Origin of the sequence: Coriobacterium glomerans PW2 (assembly GCF_000195315.1) — a bacterium.
Taxonomy (GTDB): domain Bacteria; phylum Actinomycetota; class Coriobacteriia; order Coriobacteriales; family Coriobacteriaceae; genus Coriobacterium; species Coriobacterium glomerans.
In genome coordinates this window covers 1,085,788-1,107,253 of sequence record NC_015389.1, presented here as the reverse complement: position 1 = coordinate 1,107,253, position 21,466 = coordinate 1,085,788, and the positions used below count along the sequence as shown (strand labels likewise).

Sequence of the window (21,466 nt, the reverse complement as noted above, 5' to 3'; positions counted from 1 at the left end):
GTTGCTAAGCCACGTATGTGAGCGCGCCGCTCAGCACACCTATAATCCCGACAGCAACAATGAGCGCGATGATCTTTAAAGATGACCAGCGCTTTTTAAGTAGCCAGTAAACAAGCATGGTTACGCACAATGGAAGGATCTTCGGCATGATCGTGTCAAAGAGATCCTTTTGCACATTGAAAACGGTTCCGGTGGTTGAAAACTCGATACCGCACGTCACGACAACGTATTTCACAACCAGACCGCCCATGACCATGCACCCCATGATCGATGCGCCTTTCAATAGCTTTCCAAGAGTTCCCTTTTCCAAAAAATCTACGACTGCATCGCTTCCCGCCCTGTATCCGAACATGAAGCTCGCATAAGAAACGGCATAGGCGCCTGCGGTGATAAGAACTGCATAGAGCAGTGCTCCCCAGATGTTGCCTGATCCGGATGTGGTTAGATCGATGCAGATGCCTAAGAGTATAGGGATGACAACGCCCTGCCAGATGGTGTCGCCGATTCCGGCTAAGGGCCCCATCAAGGAGGTCTTGATATTTGTGATGAACTCCCCCGGTATAGGCGCACCCTGCGCCTTTTCTTCTTCAGCGGCTATCGACATTCCCAAGATACAGGCACCGAACTCAGGTTCCACATTGAAGAATTCAATTTCTCGTCTCATCAGTTCGCGACGTTTCAAGGCGTCGTCCCTGTATAGCATCCGAGCGATCGGAACAAAAACATGCGCGCAGGCTTGTCCCATCATGCGTTCATAGTTGTAGCACGTCTGTACAAATGTTTCCCAGTTGAACCAAGCGTGCCGCAGCGCACTCTTTGTGACCAGACCATCTTTACGAGCAAGATTGCTCTTTTCAGCCATCAGAATTCCTCCTCCGATTCAGATGCGACGGGTGGTACAGCCGTAACATTTTTTTGGTACGAAAGCTGAACGTAAACTATGGCTGTGATAAGAGCGATGATGCCCAATGGCAACAGATCGAGTCCGGAGTAGACCGCGAGCGCGAATCCAAGAAAGAGAAAGACGATTGACTCTCCTTTGAAGATATACTGCAGGGTGATGGCAATGCCAAGTGCAGGCATCATGTTACCGATGACTTCAAACACAGTGAGTACTCGGCCACTCATCATAGTGACGAACGATTGAATGTAGGAGGCACCGAAATACGCTGCAAGCGCACAGGGCACAAGTGAAATCACACATACAAAGATCTGCGGAAACAATATGTTCGCGATCCAGATCTTCTCAAATTGGTCTTTTTCAATATAGCCGTCTGCTATGTGCACAAAGATCGAATCGAATGTCATACGCAGATACCAAACGATGGTGCCGAGCAATCCAAGTGGGACGGCCAACGCAAGAGCAGTCTCCGCCGAAAGACCACCGACGATGGCATATGAGGTGCCCAGGACACCAGCAAGCGCCATATCTGCAGGCATGGAGCCTCCGGCAGAAATGAAACCGAGATAGACAAGATTGATGCTACCGCCTACTACAGCACCTTGAACAGGATCGCCCAAAATGACGCCCGTGATGAGACCACATACGAGGGGACGCTGTAAAGACCAAAGACCGGCAAAAGGGAGGTTTCCCACTGCAAGCCAGTAAACGATGCCGCATAATCCGGCTTGAATAATCGTCATGGGTCACTCCTGTCTCTGCATACGCTTGAGAGCATCATTTACTTCGATCATTGCTTGCTCGGGAACAAGTTGATAGTAGACATGTACACCACTGTCGTGCATCTTTTTGATAGCGGCTACCTCATCCGGGTCAGCTGCGACATTTTTGATGAATGGAGCTCGATTTCCGTGTAGGCCCATGCCACCGAGATTGACTTGTGTGATCGGTACACCTGCTTCGATCATTCGGAGGAAGGTGATCGGACTTTTTGTCAAAACGATGACCCGCTCGCCGGGAACAGGTTCTTTATTCAAGCCCTTGATCGCCGCCTCGATTGTTGCTACGAATACCTTCACGCCATCAGGGGCAAGCGATTTTAAAACTCGGCTGTTGAACTTGTCTTGCGCAACCGCATCATCTGCAACGAGAATGCAGTTTGCTGATAGGCTGGGCGTCCACACCGAGACCACCTCCCCATGGATGAGACGATCGTCTACGCGTGCCAAAACAACATTTCTCATCACCACTCCTCCCCTTCGGTTACATCCAAGCTTTGACTCAAAAGACCCCGTACGTCTTTTATGCTGCTTTGAGCAACTGAGACAACAGCGCTTACGATTTCTGAGGCGGTTTTGCCGGAGCTGCGACACACGAGGGCTTCGATCAGGGATGGCAAGTTCATGCCAGTGATATGGAAGATATCGTGCGCACGCGATATCTCTACCACCTGGTTGAAAGGACTTCCAAAACAGACGTCCGTGAAGAAAATCACGTTTCCCTCATCTTCGGGGCTGAGTATTGCAGTCAATTGCTCGCCCAATCGCGCGGCTTCATCTTCCGCGTGCAAGCTGAAGGCGAACATATCTTTCTGAGGACCCAAAATCATTTGCACGGTTTCTAGCATTCCCTTGCTCAGTCCCCCATGCGAAGCCAAGATGTACTTCATGAGCAACTCCTTCCGCTTTAAAGCAGAGATTGCCAATCAACAACGTTAGGCTGGTATATTTAATAATGTTGATACGCGCTCCACGGGTGCAAGCAGGTTTTTCCCTGTTCGCATACGTCAAGATAACTTGTTTGCAAAGACGTTCATGACATGTTCGAATGCGATGCATAATTCATCGTAAACAGCTTCAGTCATGTCATGCCAGTAGACGATGGCGCTCTGATCTAGACCCTGAAAATCTGAGATGACTTTTTTTACACGTTCTCCCGCAAACTTTGCACCATATGTATAGTAGTTGATCTTACGTATACCAGCTTGGATAGCCTGATGGTAATCAGAATCGGAAACACCTGATCCACCATGCATGACGAGCGGCGTCATGGTGTGGCAACGCAGTTCTTCGAGGACTTTGAACGAAAGATGGGGCGTCCCCTTGTAGATACCGTGTACCGTTCCAAACGAGACCGCGAGAAGGTCGCAACCGGTGGAGCCGATGAACTCGACTGCCTGCTTGGGATCTGTGTAAATCGCATCGGGAGTGTCAACGTTCTCCTTTTCATGACCGCGTCCATTTTCCCGCGGACCCATTGAACCAAGCTCGCACTCCAATCCGCAATCGAATTGGCCGCACATATCAGCAGCTCGCTTTGCAAGCTCGACATTGCGTTCATATTCCAACATGGACCCGTCAAACATGACGCCGGTAAATCCCAGATCAAGCGCGCGCCTCATATAGCATAGATCCTCGCAGTGATCGAGATGGACGCAAACAGGTGCCGATGAGCGCTCGGCAAGCGCTACCATGATCGGTCCGATCACACTCAACGGAACGATATCCTCATGCCCTTGTGCATGTGCGATGATCACGGGATAACCGAGTTTCTCTGCGGTATCGATGGACGCGCGAATGGATTCGAGACTTGGGCAATTAAATGAACCGATCGCCATCGTGTGCTGTTCGGCAATAGCGGTGATGTCTTTCAGATTGATAAGCATGCAAGCTCCTTTTGATCTACAGTTTTTGTTTGCTTCTGTATTGATTCACGGTTGTTAACGATCGCTAGCGTTTATTCTACTCTCTTTCATTTAGTTTTCTTTTTACAGGCATTCTTCTCAGCAGACGGTAGAATAGGAACCGTTAACGGTAACTGCCTTGGTGTTATTTTTCGTAAGCTATTATGTGAAGATCAATGAGAACTGCAGATGTCGGAGAATCAGATGAACAATTCGACCGGTACGCCTAGTTGCAATGACCTCAATCTGTTCGCGGAGGAGCGACGAAATCGCATCCTCGAGTTACTGGCATCGGAGTCGCGTGTGCTGGTAGGCGATCTGTCAATGCGATTCGGCGTATCCCCCGCGACGCTTCGCAACGACCTTCGCGATCTCGATGCCGCAGGCTTGCTTCGTCGCACTCATGGTGGCGCCGTGGTTCGAGAAGCTGTCGCAGTTGAGCAACCTGCCGATACCGCATTTGCAGAGCACCAGGAAGCAAAAATTGCAATAGGAGCCAGAGCTGCTCAGCTTGTTCGCGATGGCGAAACGATTTTCTGCGATTCGGGCTCCACGACGTTCGAGTTTGTCCGCGCACTGGCTTCACGTCGCGGTATCACATTGATTACGAATGATTATGCTATCGCATCCGAAGCGGAGCGTCTGCTCCCTGATTGTTCTATCAATCTGCTCGGTGGATCGGTGAGAAACGGCTTTCACTACACAACAGGGTCTTCTGCAATCGATGCTCTGATGCGATTTTCTGCACCCCTGGCATTTCTGGCCGCAAGCGCATTTTCGTTTGAACGGGGTTTTACCGTTCACACGACTGACCTCTCCAACTTCAAACGAAGGATGATCGAGCGATCAGAACGTTGCGTGATGCTGATGGATTCAAGCAAAATCGGCACATTTACAACTGTGACATTCGCAGAGCTTTCTGATGTGAGTGAACTTGTCACTGATGGAAGAATCTCCAGCAGCGATCGTCTGAGATTTGAGTCCTGTGGAGAAAGTCCGATAATCACCATCGCCTGATCATCGAGACGGTACCGATAAGGATTGCGGATGCGGTAGGTCGCCGCGGACGACGGGTGCGACCACTAGGATAAAGACCGTGATCAAGAGTGTTTTTGAGAGCATCCGCGGCATGGAAGCAAATGTCAAATCTGAACTCGGCGATCAGCCGCAGCGGCTGAGTCGTCGTCGCAGCAGCAGACAGGCGCCCGACGCCGCCTCTCTGATCGGGGCGACCAGCCTGCAGCGCGACGGGAGCTGCTCGGCGAGCGGATTCAAGATCAGCTCGCCGGCCTTGAAGGTTCCGCCGACATAGGAAACCGGAATCGCCTCGCCTGCGGGATGCTTCTCACCGAACAGCGCATCGGCGATCACCTCGACCATCCGAGCCTCCTCGGCTGCGGCGCGCCGAAAGATGTCTCGGGCATCCGGGTCGCCCTCCATCGCCGCGCGCGATACCAGTACGCTCAACGCGGCGGTTCTCGTGCGATCGTGCCCTATGACATCGCGCATGTAGGCGATCAGATCAAGATCGCGGGAAAGCTCGAGCTCCTGCCGCACGATCCGATGCAGCGCGCCGCGCGGACGGCGACCGTCGGATTGCAGGCTGAACGCGCGAACGAGCTGCTTTCCCATCCAGTAGCCGCTTCCCTCGTCGCCGATCTGATAGTCCCAACCGCCGCAGCGCATCCCGACACCGCCGCGCTCGCCGTATGCGATCGATCCGGTTCCGGCGACGATCACGATTCCCTCGGCCAGATCCAGGCTCGCGGCCAGCGCCGCCTGAACATCATTCACCAGCTCGAACGGAAGCCCTGCGGCGGCATCGGTCACGATCGCCCGTATCCGCGCGTCGTCGGATGCCCCCTCGCCGAAGCCCGCGATGCCGAAGCCGATTCCCCGCACGTCAGCTAGGCCGCGGAGCCCTGCCTCACAGAAGCCCTCGACGAGCATCGAGCGCATCGCCTCGGCACCGATCTGCCCGATATGGCTCGTGCCCCTGTCGAAGGCATCAAGCGGTCGCATATCGTCGTCGTACAAGGCAAAGGTTGTCTTCGTTCCGCCGCCGTCAACTCCAAGCCACATCTGGACCTCCCTGCGCTCGGAAAAAAGCATATAATCCTTAGCTTACAGGTACGCGACGGCATATTACGCTGAAATCAACACGAGACTTATGAGTACAATTAGTTTGAAATTATTTTTCAATAGGATGGTTATGCGCAACATCGCGATCTATTAGCCTGTTGCACTACATTGCAAGTTTTACAGAATCTCTTGTGCAAGCATTTTATGATTCATATATATTCCCTGACGCTATGACATTGATCTTAACCTTGGTAAGCTTGAGTATCTTAACCAAGGTAAAGATAATGCAGGGCAAACTCTAAGCGCTCCTCCGCGAGTGATAGGATTTCTCCCGTGAACGGAGTGTGGGCAATCGGAATTCGTTAATTCGACCGCAACGGGTGCGCAGCGACGTCTCGGTGTCCATGGCTCGCACCGACATCGTGTTCGATGATCGGAAGCCGTTCGCGACGGTGCACAAGCCAACGTCTTGCAGGCACCGGCTTTGTCGAGATCGCCGGACCCTGAGCCTCGCTTCAGACGAGACCCAGACTGTGTAGCCGCCGATATGCGCCAGGGCGGTGGTACTCTGCGAATCTAACGTGCCGGATGCTATGTACGCTATTGCAAACTGAACTGCTTGGAAATAACGGTTTTGGAAGCGTTGTCGCTGAGGCCCTCTATCTCGATCGTGACGGGCGCCGAATCGTCCAGCAACTTAAATCCAGTAGTAAGAGTCATGGTCACACCGTCTTGCAGCTGGTTGAAGAAATCATAGTTATCAGGTTCCGCATCGCCGAATGTTGCGTGACGAAGAGCTTGGCCATTCTGAAAGGCTTGGAATTTCACACCTGACGGAGGATTCTCATTGTCACCGGTGCTGTTTGTCACCTGATAGGTAAGAACGATGGTCGCAGCACCCGAGAAGTCTCTTCTTGAGGAATCGACGGAGACGAATTTGACATGCCATCCGTCGATCTCACCCTCGCCCTCAGTTTTCCGAATCGTCTTTTTACGATTATCGGAGCTGTCATCCACCTTGTCGTCCCGAGCGCTGCCGTGTCCATCAAAAGCAGACGCGACGGAGTCGAAACTGGACATCAGCTGAGCGCGTGTAGTGATAGAAACGTATAGTGATGCGCCCGATGCGATTGCGGCGATCACAGAAACGATAATCACAACAAAGTTCAATATGGGGATTTTTTTCTTGGTATGACCCAAGCATTTCGAAGTTGTTTCTTTATGCGAAGACTCATTTTGTGCCATGGTGCAACACCCTTTCTGTTGGTGTCTAGATACTACCATTCTGTTACACGTTTCGAAGTCTCACACTTGCTGTTAGTGCCATAGTATGTGGTACGATCGCGCTACCTGCGAGAAACGGAGATCTCTATGATCAAGAAATCTGACATCGAATCATTTGCGGCTGCTCACACCGAAGAGGCGATCGCACTTCTGGAGGAACTCGGCGCCATTCCCGCGCCGAGCCATCACGAGGAGCTGCGCGCCGAGTTCTGTCGCGCTTGGTTTGAGCGTGCCGGTGTCGAGAATGCGCGCATCGACAAGGCGAAGAACGTCATCTGCCGATTCAACTGCGACGGATGCGAAGATATCACCGTGTTCATGGCCCACACCGATGTCGTGTTCGATGATCGCGATCCGTTCACGCCGGTCCGCGATGGTAGCATCCTGCACGCGCCCGGTATCGGCGACGACACCGCAAATCTCGTCAATCTTATGATGGGCACCCGTTTTCTGCTCGAACACCGCGATCAGCTCCACGGCGGAATCATGATCGTCGCGAACTCCTGCGAGGAGGGACTTGGCAACCTGGATGGATGCCGGGAGATCTTCAAGACCTTCGGTGATCGGATCCGTCGCTTCTATTCGTTCGACGGCTACGAAGCCGAGATCACGAGCGAGCCGGTCGGCTCCCATCGCTACCGCATGGTCATCCGTGCCGAGGGAGGTCACTCATTCGGCGACTTCGGCATGCCGAGCGCCATCGCGCAGGCGGCCGAGCTCGTCTGCCGGCTCTATGCCATCGAGCTGCCGGACGAGGCAAAAACCACCTGCAACGTCGGGCGCATCGAGGGCGGCACCACGGTGAACTCGATCGCGGAGCGCTGCGAGCTGCTCTACGAGTACCGCTCGAGCAGCGCCAGCTGCCTGAAGCAGATGCGCGCCGCGATGCGCCGGGTCATCGATGGGATCCGCGCCGAGGGCGTGGATGTCGAGATCGAGCTTGTCGGCGAGCGCCCCGGTGCGGGCAACGTCGACCCTGCAGCGCTTCGCGCGTGGACCGATGCAAACATCGAGACCATGCGACCGTGGGTCGCAAGGGACATCGAGGAGTGCGCCGCATCGACGGACGCGAACATTCCGCTGTCGCTGGGTGTGCTCGCGAACACGATCGGCACCATCGAGGGCGATCTCGCTCACACGCGTGAGGAATGGGTCGATCTCACGTCGATTCCCCGCGGGATCGGCCTCGTCTGCAGCCTGATCGCACGCTATCTGGGATGACGGGATCTACACGTTCGAATACGCCGTCTTCGCTGAGACACCTGCAAGCTGACCGATCTTGCCGGTCATGGCGCTGATGACGCTCTGCGGTCCGTCCATCGCGACGCTGATGATGAAGATGTCGCGCTCGCGATAGGGCAGTCCCATGCGCCCGATGATGTGATCGCGGTACTCGTGCAGGATATCGTTGAGCTCAGCCACGGAATCCGGTTCCTCCACGATGATCGAGGCGACCGCGACGCGGGAATCCATCTCGTCTTGTTCCATCTCTCTCCCCTTTCGGCTGCGTGCCGTTGGCGTTACGCGGATCTCTCCGCCCTCAGATGCGGGAACAGCTCGAGGCTGCGCTCCAAGATGCCGTGCAGATGCGCGATGAGCGTTCCGTAGTTCGTGAACGGAACACCGCTGTCGGCCGCGCACGCCATTCGGTGCCGCATCTCCCGCTCGTTGAGCATACATCCCCCGCAGTGGATGATCAAAGCGTAATCGGTGAGATCCTCCGGAAACTCCGTGCCCGACACCCATTCCAGCTGAAGATCGCGACCGGTGCGCTCGTGCAGCCATCTCGGGATCTTGACCGTGCCGATATCGTCGCACTGACGATGATGGGTGCATCCCTCGGCGATGAGCACGCGGTCTTTGTCGCGGAGTCGATCGACGGCTCGCACACCCTGCACCGCGGCATCCAAAAATCCCTTGTAGCGGGCCATGAGAATGGAAAACGAGGTGAGCGGGACGTCCACGGGCGTGTCGCGCGCGACCCTGCCGAACACCTGGCTGTCGGTGATGACCATGGTCGGCTGCCTGCCGAGGATGTCCAGCGTCGACGCCAGCTGATCCTCCTTGAGCACGAGCGCCGTGGCGTCAGCGTCGAGGATGTCGCGAATCGCCTGCTGCTGCGGCAGAATGAGTCGGCCTTTCGGCGCGGCGGAGTCGATGGGCACGACGAGCACGCACAGATCCCCGGGGCTCAGAAGATCGCCGACGAGGTGCCGCTCGTGCCGGTCGGTGCCGGCGAGCGCGCCGATGCGCTCCTTGAGCTCGTGGATCCCCTGTCCGCTGAGCGCGCTCACGCACAGTGCCTCATTGTCTGTCGGCGCAGCAGCGCTGGCTGATGATGCTGTCGCTGCGTCAGGGCCCGCCGTGGCGCTGTCGCCCGCTGCAGCGCCACGATCGGACTTATTGGCGATGATGAGATGCGGCAGCCCCCGGTCGCGGATCAGCTCGAGCAGCTGGCGATCGGCTGCGGTCACACCGGACGCCGCATCGTAGACGAGAATCGCGATGTCGCATTTGTTGAGCACCTGCCGCGTCTTTTTGACCCGCAGCTCGCCGAGCTCGCCGGTGTCATCAAAGCCCGGCGTGTCGATGATCACCACCGGACCCAGCGGCAGCAGCTCCATCGATTTGTAGACCGGATCGGTGGTCGTGCCGGGGGTGTCGGACACCACGGCGAGATCCTGCCCGGTCACCGCATTCACGAGGCTCGACTTGCCCGCGTTCCTGCGACCGAAGAAGCCGATGTGCACCCGGTTGGCGCGCGGCGTGTCATTGAGGCTCATGGACATCTCGGTTTCCTTTCATCACGTTCACGTGCGCGGCGCTCAGGGACTCCCTAGAACCGGAAGTCACGGATCCCCTGCTCGATCTTGCTCAGGTGATCACCGCAGATCTCGCGCACCCGTTCCTTGGGGATGTTGTTCATCTCGGCTTCGATCAGCGCCTCGCCGATGGCGCGGGTCTCCTCGCTCGCGTAGTCCATGAGAAACTCCTTGAGGGTCATGAGCGCGTTGGGGTGGCAGCAGTTCTGGATCTGGCCGGTCTTGCACAGAGCCATGAAGCGGTCACCGGTGCGCCCCTTGCGGTAGCATGCGGTGCAGAATGATGGAATGTAGCCCAGCTCCATGAGCCAGCGAACCACCTCATCGAGCGAGCGCTGGTCGGAGACGTCGAACTGCTCGGTCTCGGTGGGCCGTGCCGGCTCGGCGTAGCCGCCCACCGAGGTGCGCGACCCCCCGCTGACCTGTGAGACGCCCAGCCCGATCACCTGCTCGCGGACCTTCTGGCTCTCGCGCGTCGAGATGATCATGCCGGTGTACGGAACGGCGATTCTGATGAGGGCGCACAGCTTCGCGAAGGTGTCGTCATCGATGCCGTTGGCGAAGGTCGACGGATCGATGTCGTCGGCCGCATTGATCCTCGGCACGCTGATCGTGTGCGGCCCGACGCCGTGGACGGCCTCGAGGTGCTCGGCATGCATGAGCAGCCCGGCGAACTCATAGCGATAGCGCTCGAGTCCGAACAGGACGCCCAGACCCAGGTCGTCGATGCCGCCCTCCATGGCGCGGTCCATCGCCTCGGTGTGGTAGTTGTAGTCATGCTTGGGGCCGGTGGGATGAAGCTCCAGGTAGCTCTTCTTGTCGTAGGTCTCTTGGAACAGGATGTAGGTGCCGATGCCGGCGTCCTTCAGGCGGCGGTAGTTTTCGACGGTGGTGGCCGCGATGTTGACGTTCACCCGCCTGATCGCGCCGTTTTTGTGCTTGATGGCGTAGATCGTCTCGATGCACTCCAAGATGTACTCGATCGGGCTCATCTTGGGATCCTCGCCCGCCTCGATGGCCAGGCGCTTGTGACCCATGTCCTGCAGCGCGATGACCTCGCGCGCCACCTCCTCCTGCGTGAGGCGCTTACGGGGGATGTGCTTGTTCTTGGCGTGATACGGGCAGTAGACGCAGCCGTTGACGCAGTAGTTCGACAGATACAGCGGGCAGAAGATCACGATGCGGTTGCCGTAGAAGGCCTGCTTGATATCCTTCGCCAGATGATACATCCGCTGGATCCGCTCGGGATCCTCGCAGGCGAGCAGCACCGAGGCCTCCCGATGGCTGAGACCGGCGCAGCTGACGCCGGTCTCGGTGCGGCGCGGGCGCGCCTTGTTTAGAATGGCGTCGATCAGCTCGACGTTGTCCTTGTTCGCATCGGCCCAGGCCAGTGTGGCCAGGATCTCCTCGTGGTTGATGAACTCGTCGGCGACCAGAGATTTCGGATCATACGTGTACATGATGTCCCTCTTCCTTTCGTGAGATTCGGGCTGTTGCGCTATGGCTCATCCGGCGAAGTCCCCGCGATCGACGGCGATGCGCATCCCGACCGCGGCGAAGCGGCGATCCAGCTCGCGCAGGTGCTCGGCGGCCTCGCATCCGGTCGCGAGCTTGTCGTTGTACAGCAGGTACTTGCCGCGGTTCTCAGGCGGCGAGAGATTGGGCATGACCACGTTGGCCCCTGCGAGCATCCCCTTCTCGCGGCCCTGCGGATCGAGCGTGCCGATCGCCGTGGTCGCCGGAAGCAGCGATGCGGGCAGCATGAGACGCAGGCAGCCGAGGAAGAACAGGGTCTGTGCGACCGAGCCGGCGGCGTGGTCGCGAAACGGCGTGTCCCGGTGCGGGATGAACGGGCCGATGCCGACCATCTGCGGCTGCAGCTCGTCGAGATAGAGCATGTCGTCGGCAAGGTTCTCCACGGTCTGGTAGGGCGAGCCGACCATGAAGCCGGCGCCGGTCTGATAGCCGATCTCCTTCAAGTTCGACAGACAGGCCTTGCGGGTGGCCAGACTGAGCTCTGAGGGATGGAGCCGGCGGTAGTGCGCATCGGTCGCGGTCTCATGGCGCAGCAGGTAGCGATCGGCACCGGCGTCGAACAGGCGCTGGTAGCTCTCGCGGGTGCGCTCGCCGAGCGACAGGGTGATGGCGCAGTCCGGGTGGTTCGCCTTGATGCGCTCGATGAGCGGGCAGAGCACCTCGTCGGTGAAGAACGGATCCTCGCCGCCCTGCATGACGAAGGTGCGAAACCCGAGCTCGTAGCCCTTGTCGGTGCAGGCGATGATGTCTGCGGGCTGCAGCCGGTAGCGCTCGGCGCATTCATTGCTCCTTCGGATGCCGCAGTAGAGACAGTCGTTGCGGCACCGGTTCGATATCTCGATGAGACCACGGATGAAGACCTTGTCGCCGTAGCGCTGTCTGCGAACGGCGCGGGCGCGCTCGAACAGATAAGCCGTGAGCGGCCCGTCCGCAGCGTCCGTCGACGGCGCTGCCCCCTTTTGAGTGAGATGATGTCGCTCCTCGGAGCGCTGCGCCTCGATCAGCGCGACCCATTCGTCGCGCGTCAGATGCCTCGTCTCATAGAGCTTGTCGATGACCTCGAGCATGCTGCCTCCCGACACAGACGGCGACGGCAAAAAAAGCACCCGTCCGAAAGACGGGTGCATCTGAGGACTCCCGACGCGGTGTCGATTGGAGGGGCGATCAGAGGTGCGGAGTGCGTCTTTCGGCTCAGAACACGATCTTTGCCATCAGAACCCTTCAGCTCGAGACGCCACCGGGCGCAACGAACCTCTTGCGCGCGACCGCTTGCATACGGCCGCTCACGAGATCTTCTTTATAGGAGTTCGACTCGACGAAGTCAAGCTTCGGCGACGATATTGATGTAAGCGCGACATCATTTTCGTTTTACAATTGCCCGCATGTGACAACGAGAATTAGATCTGTGAAGCTTACTGTTATCGATGACATGCCGATGCGACGCCCAAAATGCAAAAAAAGAATTAATGCAGATACGCGACAAGCAGGAACACGAACCACGATATTCTCAAAATGAAACCAAGGTTTCTTGAAAGAACATGGAGCTGCCTGAAGTATTGCCCACGAGACAGCAATCTCGACTAGCGCATATAGGACGATCGAAGCGTCGGGCTGCCAATACCCTTCTTAATCCGGTACCCGCCAGTGCGCCGAGATCCTTTGCAACAAGTCATAGCAAAAACGAAAGGGAGACGAAGTAGCAAGAGTGAGATGTTGGCAGTATCTCGGACAATTTCGTTGTGGGATCTGACATGATTCATTCACGACTCGAAGGTTGCCGCCGACACGAAGTCACTGCTGAGTAAGATAGATCAGAACTCTGCGGTGAGATGAAGCTCAGAACCCGTATCGAAACCGGTTTAAAGTCAGGTGAAACTAGTTAGTGAATGACGCCCGTCGCCAGGAAGGCTGCGGCTGTTTGATACAGTAGTACTCGCATTACTATCGACATGAACCAATGCGTTTTGCTATGTGCCATCAATAATCTCGGCAATCGGGCCCTTCGCGGACTAGCCTTAATATAACTTTTCATTTTCGCCTTTGGGGCAGGCTCTCTAGCAAAGACCCCTTCAGCCGCTTTTTCGCTTGTGGAGTTTGACCGTGCGCTCCGGTTCGCTGAATTCAGTGTGCCGTGTTACCGAATACTCGAATATGGTCCCATCTCCCAGAAATGCAGTCTGCTCGACTTCAAGCAACGGCGTATTGAAGGAAACCCCAAGCCACTTGCATTCATCCGGTGAGGCCAACACCGCCCGAATAGTTGAATGGGAACTACTGATACTAAGATGGAGCTTATGCTCAATAAACTGATAGATCGAATCCTCCACATCCTCTTGGCTCAGTCCCGGGATAATTGAAATTGGCATGTAAGTGTATTCAGTTTGAAGCGGGCGCTCTTCGATAAAGCGCGACCGGCAGATGTAATACACAAAACCGCTGTTAATTCCCAACGCGTCACAAACTATAGTATTGGCCTGAATAACGGAAAACGCATGCACAACTGACCTGACTTTAACCCCGCTTTGCTGATAATGTGATTTTGTGCCTTCAATTAACGTCGCATCTTTCCAGTCAAAAGATGAAGTTCTGCCACTGGCACTTCCCATTCTGTTGACAAAAGATCCCACACCTCGTTTTCTCGAAACAAGACCACGATGTACGAGTTCGGTCATCGCTTTATTTACCGTGATCTTGCTTACTCCATATATCTTGCAAAGTTCATCAGCGGTGGGTAGCTGATCATTTGGTTTGTAGTGATTGCTTAGAATCTTCTGTTGTAAATCCTCAGCAATGAAATCGCATTTTAACACGATTATCTGATAGCTCCCTGTTCGCAAATTGGTTTCTGGTTAGTTGAGTATATCAGCAGATATCACTTAGACATATTGATCCATTTAAAAAAGGATTTCTACCGTTCATCAAAGAAATAGTATATTTAGTTTTTATTAATATATATACTATATTTCTATAAGTTATGTTTTATACAGACGGAGGCAAGAAAATGATAAAAAAGGCGCATCTTCCACAGCAGTTTTTCTTCGGTGCAGCCCTCTCCGGACCGCAGACGGAAGGCGCGTGGAAGCAGTATGGAAAGCTGGAGAGCGTATGGGATCGATGGTCTCAAGACGATATCGATTGTTTTCATAATAAAGTTGGGTCTTACGTGGGCAATGATATGATTAATCGATGTGAAGAAGATTATCAGATCTTTCGCAGTCTGGGTCTGACAACAGCCCGAACTTCAATCCAATGGACACGACTTGTTGATCAAAATGGCGCCTTGAATCGGGCTGGCGCGGATTTATACCACCGTATGATAGCCACGGCAAAACGGGAAGGCATTGATCTTTTTATCAATCTTTATCATTTCGACATGCCCGCGTATCTTTTGGATCGTGGTGGCTGGGAAAATCGCGAGGTCGTCGAAGCGTTTGCAAACTACGCCCGGTTAGCCTTTCGCGAGTTTGGGCATGAAGTCCACTGCTGGTTTACGTTTAACGAACCGATCGTGGAACCAGAGAACAGTTACACAAAGGGTTTGAATATCCCCTTTATCAGAGATTTCAGACGTGCATGTGCCGTTCAGTATCACATTGCGCTCGCTCATTCGCTCGCGGCGCGCGAGTTTCGTCTCGCGAAGGCCGCTGGGCTCTTGCAAAACGATGCGAAACTTGGTCTTGTGAATAATTTTGCACCACCCTATACGAAGAGCAGCCCTACTGACGCTGATCTGGATGCAGTACGCATGGTCGATGGTCTGCACAACCGTTGGTGGCTCGATCTAGTGACGCGAGGCTCACTGCCTTGCGATATTCTTGACACGCTTGGGAAACGAGGCATCTCGCTGCCTATTCGTCCTGGTGATGAAGAGCTTCTATCCTTCGGCACTGTGGACTGGCTCGGCTTCAATTACTATGAGCCGATGCGCGTTCAAGCACCCGACAACTCGATTGATGATGAAGGAAATCCTGTTTTCGCAAAACCGTATGTCTGGTCGAAGCGAAAGATGAACGAAAGTCGTGGGTGGGAAATCTACCCCAAAGGTATTTACGACTTTGGAATGAAAATCAAGCGCGATTATCCAGGTCTTGAGTTCTTCGTTTCTGAAAACGGCATGGGGGTCGAAAACGAAGATTTATTTCGTGACGATGAGGGGCTAGTTCAAGATGATTATCGGATAGCTTTCATTCGAGAACATCTGTTTTGGATAGCCCGAGCAATTGACGAGGGCGCAAACTGCGTCGGATATCATTACTGGGCTGTTATCGACAATTGGTCTTGGACGAATGCCTTCAAAAACCGTTATGGAATAATTGGTGTCGATCTCGCTCACAACTATGAGAGATACGAAAAGAAGTCTGCAGCTTGGATGAGAAAACTTACAGCAACACATGTCGTTGAATAGAATACAAGGAGACCAAGGAGACAACATGTCCAATAGTATCGATAAATGCGGTGCTCTTGAGAAATTCTCCCAGATCGCCGCCAAGATTGGAAATCAAATCCATTTAAGGACATTACGGGATTCCTTCGCAACCATCATTCCTTTATACGTTCTTGCCGGAGTTGCGACTCTTCTCAACACATCCGTTTTTCCTTTATTGTTGTCAGGTGACGCTCTCAAATATGCAACATTGTGGTGCACGGCGATATCCAACGGCACGCTGAATTTCTGTGCTGTAATAATTTGTGCACTTTCAGGTTATTTTCTTGCAAGAAACATGTTCTACAAAAACCCCCTTGCCTGCGCAGTTGTTTCACTATCTGCTCTAATAGTACTCATGCCAGCAAGTGTGTCGGCCACGCTATCAAGTGACTCAAAAGATTCAGTAAACGTTGTCAACGCGCTTATCTTTGATAACACAGGAGTGAAGGGATTGTTTGCAGGCATTATTGTGGGTCTGCTGGCCAGTCAGATCTTTATTCGATTGTCAAGCATTGAAAAACTTAAAATCGATCTCGGGGAAGGCATTCCTCCTGCGGTAGCTGACACATTCAATGTATTGATCCCTATGCTCATTACACTTTCAATAGTCAGTTTGTTCAATGTGGTCCTGCTTGTTGTTTTCAACTTGGATCTCATCGCTCTTATCCAGTACGTAGTCCAAAAACCGCTTGCTCAGCTCGGAACAAGCTTGTTTGCGGTGCTATTCATTTACTCCATGGGGAATCTGCTTTTCTTCCTTGGCATTCACCAGAGCACCATTAACGGAACTCTGCTACAACCGATCTTGACAGTGGCCATTTCAGAAAACATGGCTGCCGCGGCAGCGGGTGAACGAATCCCCCATGTGCTGACCATGGTGTCTTTAGACAACTTTGGTCAGCTGGGGGGCACAGGTTGTACCATTTGTTTGATTATTGCAACCTTTATCGTCGGGAGAAACAAAGCGAGTAAAGCAGTATGTTCCATGTCGATCCTTCCAGGCGTTTTCAACATCAACGAACCAATTATTTTCGGCTATCCGATTGTTTACAATCTGTCACTACTCGTCCCGTTCATCCTTATACCGGTGCTTGGCATTGCAATCCAATATTTTGCAACCGTGCTTGGACTGATAGCTTATATGAGGGTCTACATTCCGTGGAATACCCCACCGATTCTTTCAGGATTTCTTGCTACGGGAGGAGATATCCGTGCGGCGCTGCTTCAGGCATTTATTATCGTCATTGGCGTATTGATCTATATTCCATTTGTAAAACTGTCCGAGCGCACTGAAAATCTTCAACTCGCAGAGGAAAAATCGAAGCAATAGAACTCAATGCGCTGTATATCAACACTGTGGACCGGGCAATTCATGAAAAAGATCGTTCTGTGTTGCACTTATGCAATGTCAACAAGTCTTTTTGTTCAGAAGATAAAGAAGGTCATTGTAGATAAAGGTATTCAAATACTTGTCGAAGCTTTATCGTTGAGCAGCGCGATTGAGCAAATCGATTCTAGCGACTGGAATTTGATTGTACCTCAGATTAGCTATGCTGTTCATGATTTTGAAAAACTGCTGAGAATCAGCAGACACCGATTAGACACCGATTGCACTTTTTCAACGTAAGATTTTAAAATCATCCGCAGCAGGAGATCGTGGACGATGCTCTTGAGTTCATTCAAATCGATAAAACATCCTGCGTGTTTTAACCGGGCAAGCGGTCGCAGTCGCTTAGCAATCGATGTGTCAACTACGGCCAAGGCTAGACAATTGCTAGCAAGTATGCGCTCTTGTCTGCGTTGCATGTGTGATGATGGTGTAGCTGCGAGTATTCACGGTGATGATGCAACCGTCGATGCCGATGTACCAGTTCTTTCCCTTTCGACTGATGCTGACATTCGCAGACTCGAGCTTCTCTTGGCACCATGCTACGAGGTCATCGACATTTAGCTGCAGATTGCGTCATATTCTCGGAAGACTTCTCCTGCGCATCACCGCACTCCAGAATGACGGAATCGATCGCGCGAAGCGCTTCGGTCAGCTCCTCGGCCGTATAGGCTCCCATCAAACAGCTCTCCCGTGGTTAGACGAATCGGATGCATACACCGCGCGGCATGGGATCGATTGCGCACCCCGGGTGACGCGTGGCGTATGGGCAACAGCACACACCATTCGATTGAGGAAGACCTCGATCAGGCAAGCCACTCGATGTGCGCACCGGGTTTCAGCTTATTCTCGCAAGATGCCCAAACATGAGGCCGAAGCGTAGCGTCAGCATGTACGCGATCGGCATGAACAGGTAGAAAGCAGCGATATTTCCAAAATGCAGACGAATCTTCTCTGCAGGAGGTGGCGTCATCAGACGCACACCGATCGCGGTTGCGACAACGACCAAGGCATACACGATCGCCGGGATGCCCAACGCCACACGGAGTCCTCTGAAGGCTGCGCCGGTGGGCTCGATAAGATCGTTGAAGACGAGCCACAGCGGAAACGGCAGTGAGACGAGTGCGGCGGCGATGAGAAGTTGACACGCCTCACGCGCGCTTGAGCCCACCGATCGCGCTCGTACTATCCACAGCGCGACGCTAACGGAAGACACGATGACACCGGAACATATGAGAAACCGGAACTGCATCAAAAGACCGATCGCCGATGTGATGTCAAAGCGCGCTGAATCGGTGGGTTTGTTGATTGGCTCCTCGCCCACCATGTCCTCTACATGCTCCTCCCGCGCGGGGGCGGTATGGGCACCGGACAAGTTGCTGACAAAGAGCGTCTGTGCGCCGTACGGCGCGCAGATCGTCGTCGTGTAGTATCCGGTGATGTCTTTCGAGGAAGCCCCCAATGAGCCATGCGTCTCAGGAAGAGGGACCTCGGCGCTCCACGTCGGTTCGAAACGCGCATCTAAGGTGATCAGCGATGCCGATGAATAGAAGCAAGCGCTTACCACGAGAGCGCTCATCACTAACATGGCAATGCTAAAAGCCCATCGAAGCGAAAAGCGTTTGAATCTAGATTCTGCCATGATCGCCATCCCTCACGCGATGACATCTGCACCGCAGCCGCGAACGGACATAGTGATAATATAGCACGTAGACGCCTCATCTGGTTTCTTAACAAGATGTTCGATGGCCCGCTGAGCTCATACCATGCCGGCAAACTCGATGTGAAGGAGGCTCGTATGAACAGGATCTCATCGTGGTCCCGTGCGGCGGCGCGCGTGGCGGCACTAGACTACGCTCCGTACGCGCTCGCCATCGTCGTCTCGGAGAACATCGGAGTGACGATGGCAGAGCCGGAGGTTCTGATACTCTTTAAACTCCATGATCTGGCGAGCTTGGGTTTCTTGCTGATCGTCAGAAGCGGGCTTCCGCTCATCGGCATCGCCTGGGTCATGCTCGCCGCCCCGCGCGGCCCCGCGCGCAGACAGGGACCGCGCTCATATCGTCTCGCGCGGAACACGATGCTGCTTGTGGCGGCGGGACTGTCTGTGACATATTTCGCCATCGCGCTCATTCTTCATATGCTGTTCGGGAATGGCTTCTCTCTGCCGTCCGCGGTCTTTTTCGCTCTGTTGGCCTCCTCAGTCGTGCTTGCCTTGGGAATCTGGATCTCGCTCAGGCCTTTGAGGCGTCAGCATCGCCGCGGAGCGCATGCGGCGTGAGAATTCGCAGCCGGCGATGTATCGTGCGCGAGGCAGCCAATCACTTCGATGCGCTTTCCGACCGGCCCGCGTGGCGGCTTCCTCTATTGGCGCAGAATCACCTCGGACTCCGACCATTGTCTCAACGACCCGGCATACAGATGGATGTATCTTTCATACACTATGTCCAGCTGTATCAGAATCGGAATCTGGGGAGAGATGCTGCCCAGCGCCTCCTGTCTTGTAAAGCCCGCTGCCATCAATTCGACATCGGCGTAGGGAATCAGCTGCGAGAAGCGATTCGAGGTGATCAGCGATATGGAAACACCATTCGCTTTTGCGAGCTCCATCGCCTCCTTGAGCCTGTCATCATTCCCGCGTAGGCTCGAAACCACTATCAGCTCATCTTTACGTGCGGAATGCGCAGACATCATGATGGAGTTATCGTCCGAGATGACCCTGACGTATTTCCCGACTCTTGAAAACTTGAATTGAAAATCCGCGCCGGCGTAGGAGTTGAAGCCCTTGCCGAAGAAATGGATGATCTTGTGTCGGTGGAGCAGCTCGCAAAAGGCGTCAACGACTTCCTGCGAGTAGCTGCTGTCGCTCCTTGTTGCCAGAGCGTGGTAGGCAGCGGTGATCTTTGAGGACGCTGAGGGTCCTGAATCGTCCACCTCTCGAGACAGCTTGTACAGGAAGATGAGCTCCTTGTAATTATCGAGCCCGACCTTTTTGCAAAACCGCGTGATAGAGGACTTCGACACCGCCAGGCGACACGACAGCTTGTCGATGCTCAGCGCAGGCTTCTTATTCAAGAAGTAGTCAGCGATCACCTGCTCCACCGAGGTGAAATCCAAGCGGCGCGATTCGATCAGGATAAATATATCCTCCTGCATGTTTTTTCCTCAATAAGCGATGTGGATCGTCTTGATCTCCCCGGGTTGAACGCCCTGAACATAACGGTATCACCAATTGATGCATCGGAGATGGGAATGCCGTTCCGATTGACAAAGTATGACATCACAGCGTTCTTCCCCACAATCATGCCCTCATCAACCGTTCTGCAGGCATACGAATTGCATATGCAAATGTCAAACCCGTCCGTATCGAGCGTTTTCAGCACCGCGCTGAGGACAAAGCTGTCAATGCCGAGTCGGATCCCCACTGCGAAATCGGTTTTCCTTCAGCAGATTCGATCCGAAATACTTGAGAGTCATGGTGAAACGATTAAACTCTTGAATCTGATAATGAGGACGGAATACGGCATACTCTAGACAGTCTCTTGCTGCTCTTGCCCGCCCGCAGCCGTCGTCCATCTGCGATGAGGTGATCAAGTACACCCTCAAAAGCCCCTTTTTAATGCAACGTATTCAGACTTATGAAGTCAATCAAATAACGTGGTTTTTAATTCCTTGAAGAATCCCTCTGTTCCGATGTCAACAAAGAGACCAAGCGACCCTTTGGAATCGCCATGTTTCATATTTTTAACAACTAATGCTGGAGTTTCATTATCATTCAAATAAAAGGTTCCATTCGAGCAGTTAATTACAGCCTTTAACGTAATCCATTCATCAAGCCCGATGTCTGCAGTGCCCTCGTAATCGGAAATCCCGTTTTTCCTAAAATAGTCGAATTTGTATTTAGGATACGAGAAATATTGAATTGCTCGGTTTTTCCTCACGTTTTCGGTAACGCGACCATTCGTAGGCCGCACATAAAAAGATTCAAATTCTGAATCATCCTCATTGATCCTAAATGCAATTCCAATAAATCCACGAGCGAAACTTGGAGCATCCGGCAATAGTCTACTCAACATTTTGACTTCGATAATTCCATTATGAAAAGTAAGATTCATCTTCTTGGCATACGTATTCTCGTCGAACTCATGTATGTTAGTTGATTTAACTACCCTTGTAACAATCTCATTATTTAAAGATGTCATACCTAGACTAACATTTACCGGTTTAAAATCATGCATTTCGGTATCCACGTTTTCACTCCCCTCAAGCAGGTAGATCCTTAGAATAACTGTAATACTCTGCGGTGAGAAGAAAGGGGGGAAACAAATTTGAAGCGGCGTGTTTT

23 protein-coding genes are annotated in these 21,466 nt (G+C 53.5%); 6 read left to right on the top strand and 17 right to left on the bottom strand.

The window, feature by feature from the left end; translation table 11 throughout:
- Nucleotides 1–4 precede the first annotated feature (4 nt).
- The 5 genes from CORGL_RS04890 to CORGL_RS04870 all read right to left on the bottom strand — a co-directional run bounded on the left by CORGL_RS04890 (nucleotide 5) and on the right by CORGL_RS04870 (nucleotide 3,566).
- A complete protein-coding gene (locus tag CORGL_RS04890) occupies nucleotides 5–862 on the bottom strand; it encodes a PTS system mannose/fructose/sorbose family transporter subunit IID (protein WP_013708806.1) in 858 nt (285 codons plus the stop codon).
- Complete coding sequence (locus CORGL_RS04885) at nucleotides 862–1,644, bottom strand: PTS mannose/fructose/sorbose/N-acetylgalactosamine transporter subunit IIC (protein ID WP_013708805.1); 783 nt, start codon at nucleotides 1,642–1,644, stop codon at nucleotides 862–864. The genes CORGL_RS04890 and CORGL_RS04885 overlap by 1 nt, the downstream gene beginning before the upstream one ends.
- A gap of 3 nt (nucleotides 1,645–1,647) precedes the next feature.
- Nucleotides 1,648–2,145 carry a PTS sugar transporter subunit IIB gene (locus CORGL_RS04880; protein WP_013708804.1) on the bottom strand — a complete coding sequence of 166 codons (498 nt, stop codon included), beginning with the start codon at nucleotides 2,143–2,145 and terminating at the stop codon, nucleotides 1,648–1,650.
- Nucleotides 2,145–2,570: a PTS sugar transporter subunit IIA gene (locus CORGL_RS04875; RefSeq protein WP_013708803.1), complete on the bottom strand. Its 426-nt coding sequence runs from the start codon at nucleotides 2,568–2,570 to the stop codon at nucleotides 2,145–2,147. Before CORGL_RS04875 ends, CORGL_RS04880 begins: the two co-directional genes overlap by 1 nt.
- Nucleotides 2,571–2,687: 117 nt before the next feature.
- Nucleotides 2,688–3,566 carry a class II fructose-bisphosphate aldolase gene (locus CORGL_RS04870; protein WP_013708802.1) on the bottom strand — a complete coding sequence of 293 codons (879 nt, stop codon included), beginning with the start codon at nucleotides 3,564–3,566 and terminating at the stop codon, nucleotides 2,688–2,690.
- Nucleotides 3,567–3,788: 222 nt separating this feature from the next.
- Between CORGL_RS04870 and CORGL_RS04865 the strand changes: the two genes are divergently transcribed.
- Nucleotides 3,789–4,601 carry a DeoR/GlpR family DNA-binding transcription regulator gene (locus CORGL_RS04865; protein ID WP_013708801.1) on the top strand — a complete coding sequence of 271 codons (813 nt, stop codon included), beginning with the start codon at nucleotides 3,789–3,791 and terminating at the stop codon, nucleotides 4,599–4,601.
- A gap of 144 nt (nucleotides 4,602–4,745) precedes the next feature.
- On the opposite strand, the gene CORGL_RS04860 is transcribed toward CORGL_RS04865, so the two are convergent.
- Together CORGL_RS04860 and CORGL_RS04855 are read right to left on the bottom strand one after the other, a co-directional pair.
- Nucleotides 4,746–5,666 carry an N-acetylglucosamine kinase gene (locus CORGL_RS04860; RefSeq protein ID WP_013708800.1) on the bottom strand — a complete coding sequence of 307 codons (921 nt, stop codon included), beginning with the start codon at nucleotides 5,664–5,666 and terminating at the stop codon, nucleotides 4,746–4,748.
- A 600-nt stretch (nucleotides 5,667–6,266) separates the two neighbouring features.
- On the bottom strand, nucleotides 6,267–6,911 hold the full coding sequence (locus tag CORGL_RS04855; protein ID WP_013708799.1) for a DUF5067 domain-containing protein: 645 nt from the start codon (nucleotides 6,909–6,911) through the stop codon (nucleotides 6,267–6,269).
- 126 nt (nucleotides 6,912–7,037) lie between these two features.
- Between CORGL_RS04855 and CORGL_RS04850 the strand changes: the two genes are divergently transcribed.
- Entirely contained in the window at nucleotides 7,038–8,171 is a 1,134-nt protein-coding gene (locus CORGL_RS04850; protein WP_013708798.1) for a M20/M25/M40 family metallo-hydrolase, read from the top strand.
- A 6-nt stretch (nucleotides 8,172–8,177) separates the two neighbouring features.
- Here the strand turns inward: CORGL_RS04850 and CORGL_RS04845 are convergent, their stop codons facing one another.
- The 5 genes from CORGL_RS04845 to CORGL_RS09635 form a co-directional block, all read right to left on the bottom strand.
- Nucleotides 8,178–8,438: a TM1266 family iron-only hydrogenase system putative regulator gene (locus CORGL_RS04845; protein ID WP_013708797.1), complete on the bottom strand. Its 261-nt coding sequence runs from the start codon at nucleotides 8,436–8,438 to the stop codon at nucleotides 8,178–8,180.
- A gap of 32 nt (nucleotides 8,439–8,470) precedes the next feature.
- Complete coding sequence (gene hydF, locus CORGL_RS04840) at nucleotides 8,471–9,739, bottom strand: [FeFe] hydrogenase H-cluster maturation GTPase HydF (protein WP_013708796.1); 1,269 nt, start codon at nucleotides 9,737–9,739, stop codon at nucleotides 8,471–8,473.
- Nucleotides 9,740–9,786: 47 nt separating this feature from the next.
- Nucleotides 9,787–11,232 carry a [FeFe] hydrogenase H-cluster radical SAM maturase HydG gene (gene hydG / locus CORGL_RS04835; RefSeq protein WP_013708795.1) on the bottom strand — a complete coding sequence of 482 codons (1,446 nt, stop codon included), beginning with the start codon at nucleotides 11,230–11,232 and terminating at the stop codon, nucleotides 9,787–9,789.
- Between the two features lie 45 nt (nucleotides 11,233–11,277).
- Entirely contained in the window at nucleotides 11,278–12,375 is a 1,098-nt protein-coding gene (gene hydE / locus CORGL_RS04830; RefSeq protein ID WP_013708794.1) for a [FeFe] hydrogenase H-cluster radical SAM maturase HydE, read from the bottom strand.
- A 1,002-nt stretch (nucleotides 12,376–13,377) separates the two neighbouring features.
- Nucleotides 13,378–14,118, bottom strand: a complete 741-nt coding sequence (locus CORGL_RS09635; protein ID WP_013708793.1) for a GntR family transcriptional regulator — start codon at nucleotides 14,116–14,118, stop codon at nucleotides 13,378–13,380.
- A 191-nt stretch (nucleotides 14,119–14,309) separates the two neighbouring features.
- On the opposite strand from CORGL_RS09635, the gene CORGL_RS04820 reads away from it, so the two are divergent.
- Genes CORGL_RS04820 through CORGL_RS10220 form a run of 3 tightly spaced genes read left to right on the top strand, consistent with a single transcriptional unit; the run spans nucleotide 14,310 to nucleotide 17,361 of the window.
- On the top strand, nucleotides 14,310–15,713 hold the full coding sequence (locus CORGL_RS04820) for a glycoside hydrolase family 1 protein (RefSeq protein WP_013708792.1): 1,404 nt from the start codon (nucleotides 14,310–14,312) through the stop codon (nucleotides 15,711–15,713).
- Nucleotides 15,714–15,738: 25 nt separating this feature from the next.
- Nucleotides 15,739–17,064 carry a PTS sugar transporter subunit IIC gene (locus CORGL_RS04815; RefSeq protein WP_013708791.1) on the top strand — a complete coding sequence of 442 codons (1,326 nt, stop codon included), beginning with the start codon at nucleotides 15,739–15,741 and terminating at the stop codon, nucleotides 17,062–17,064.
- Between the two features lie 6 nt (nucleotides 17,065–17,070).
- Nucleotides 17,071–17,361: a PTS sugar transporter subunit IIB gene (locus tag CORGL_RS10220; protein WP_049777684.1), complete on the top strand. Its 291-nt coding sequence runs from the start codon at nucleotides 17,071–17,073 to the stop codon at nucleotides 17,359–17,361.
- A 147-nt stretch (nucleotides 17,362–17,508) separates the two neighbouring features.
- Here CORGL_RS10220 and CORGL_RS09630 read toward each other — a convergent pair whose 3' ends face one another.
- The 3 genes from CORGL_RS09630 to CORGL_RS04805 all read right to left on the bottom strand — a co-directional run bounded on the left by CORGL_RS09630 (nucleotide 17,509) and on the right by CORGL_RS04805 (nucleotide 18,763).
- The gene (locus tag CORGL_RS09630; protein WP_245526966.1) at nucleotides 17,509–17,691 is read right to left on the bottom strand and encodes a DUF3781 domain-containing protein; all 183 of its coding nucleotides are present in this window, start codon (nucleotides 17,689–17,691) and stop codon (nucleotides 17,509–17,511) included.
- Nucleotides 17,672–17,800 carry a hypothetical protein gene (locus CORGL_RS10140; protein WP_280983406.1) on the bottom strand — a complete coding sequence of 43 codons (129 nt, stop codon included), beginning with the start codon at nucleotides 17,798–17,800 and terminating at the stop codon, nucleotides 17,672–17,674. Before CORGL_RS10140 ends, CORGL_RS09630 begins: the two co-directional genes overlap by 20 nt.
- Nucleotides 17,801–17,959: 159 nt before the next feature.
- The gene (locus CORGL_RS04805) at nucleotides 17,960–18,763 is read right to left on the bottom strand and encodes a hypothetical protein (RefSeq protein WP_013708790.1); all 804 of its coding nucleotides are present in this window, start codon (nucleotides 18,761–18,763) and stop codon (nucleotides 17,960–17,962) included.
- A 156-nt stretch (nucleotides 18,764–18,919) separates the two neighbouring features.
- Here CORGL_RS04805 and CORGL_RS04800 point away from each other — a divergent pair, with 156 nt between their 5' ends.
- Complete coding sequence (locus tag CORGL_RS04800) at nucleotides 18,920–19,402, top strand: hypothetical protein (RefSeq protein WP_013708789.1); 483 nt, start codon at nucleotides 18,920–18,922, stop codon at nucleotides 19,400–19,402.
- Nucleotides 19,403–19,485: 83 nt separating this feature from the next.
- On the opposite strand, the gene CORGL_RS04795 is transcribed toward CORGL_RS04800, so the two are convergent.
- Together CORGL_RS04795 and CORGL_RS04785 are read right to left on the bottom strand one after the other, a co-directional pair.
- Complete coding sequence (locus tag CORGL_RS04795) at nucleotides 19,486–20,277, bottom strand: MurR/RpiR family transcriptional regulator (protein ID WP_013708788.1); 792 nt, start codon at nucleotides 20,275–20,277, stop codon at nucleotides 19,486–19,488.
- Nucleotides 20,278–20,765: 488 nt separating this feature from the next.
- Entirely contained in the window at nucleotides 20,766–21,371 is a 606-nt protein-coding gene (locus CORGL_RS04785; protein ID WP_172633540.1) for a hypothetical protein, read from the bottom strand.
- Nucleotides 21,372–21,466 lie beyond the last annotated feature (95 nt).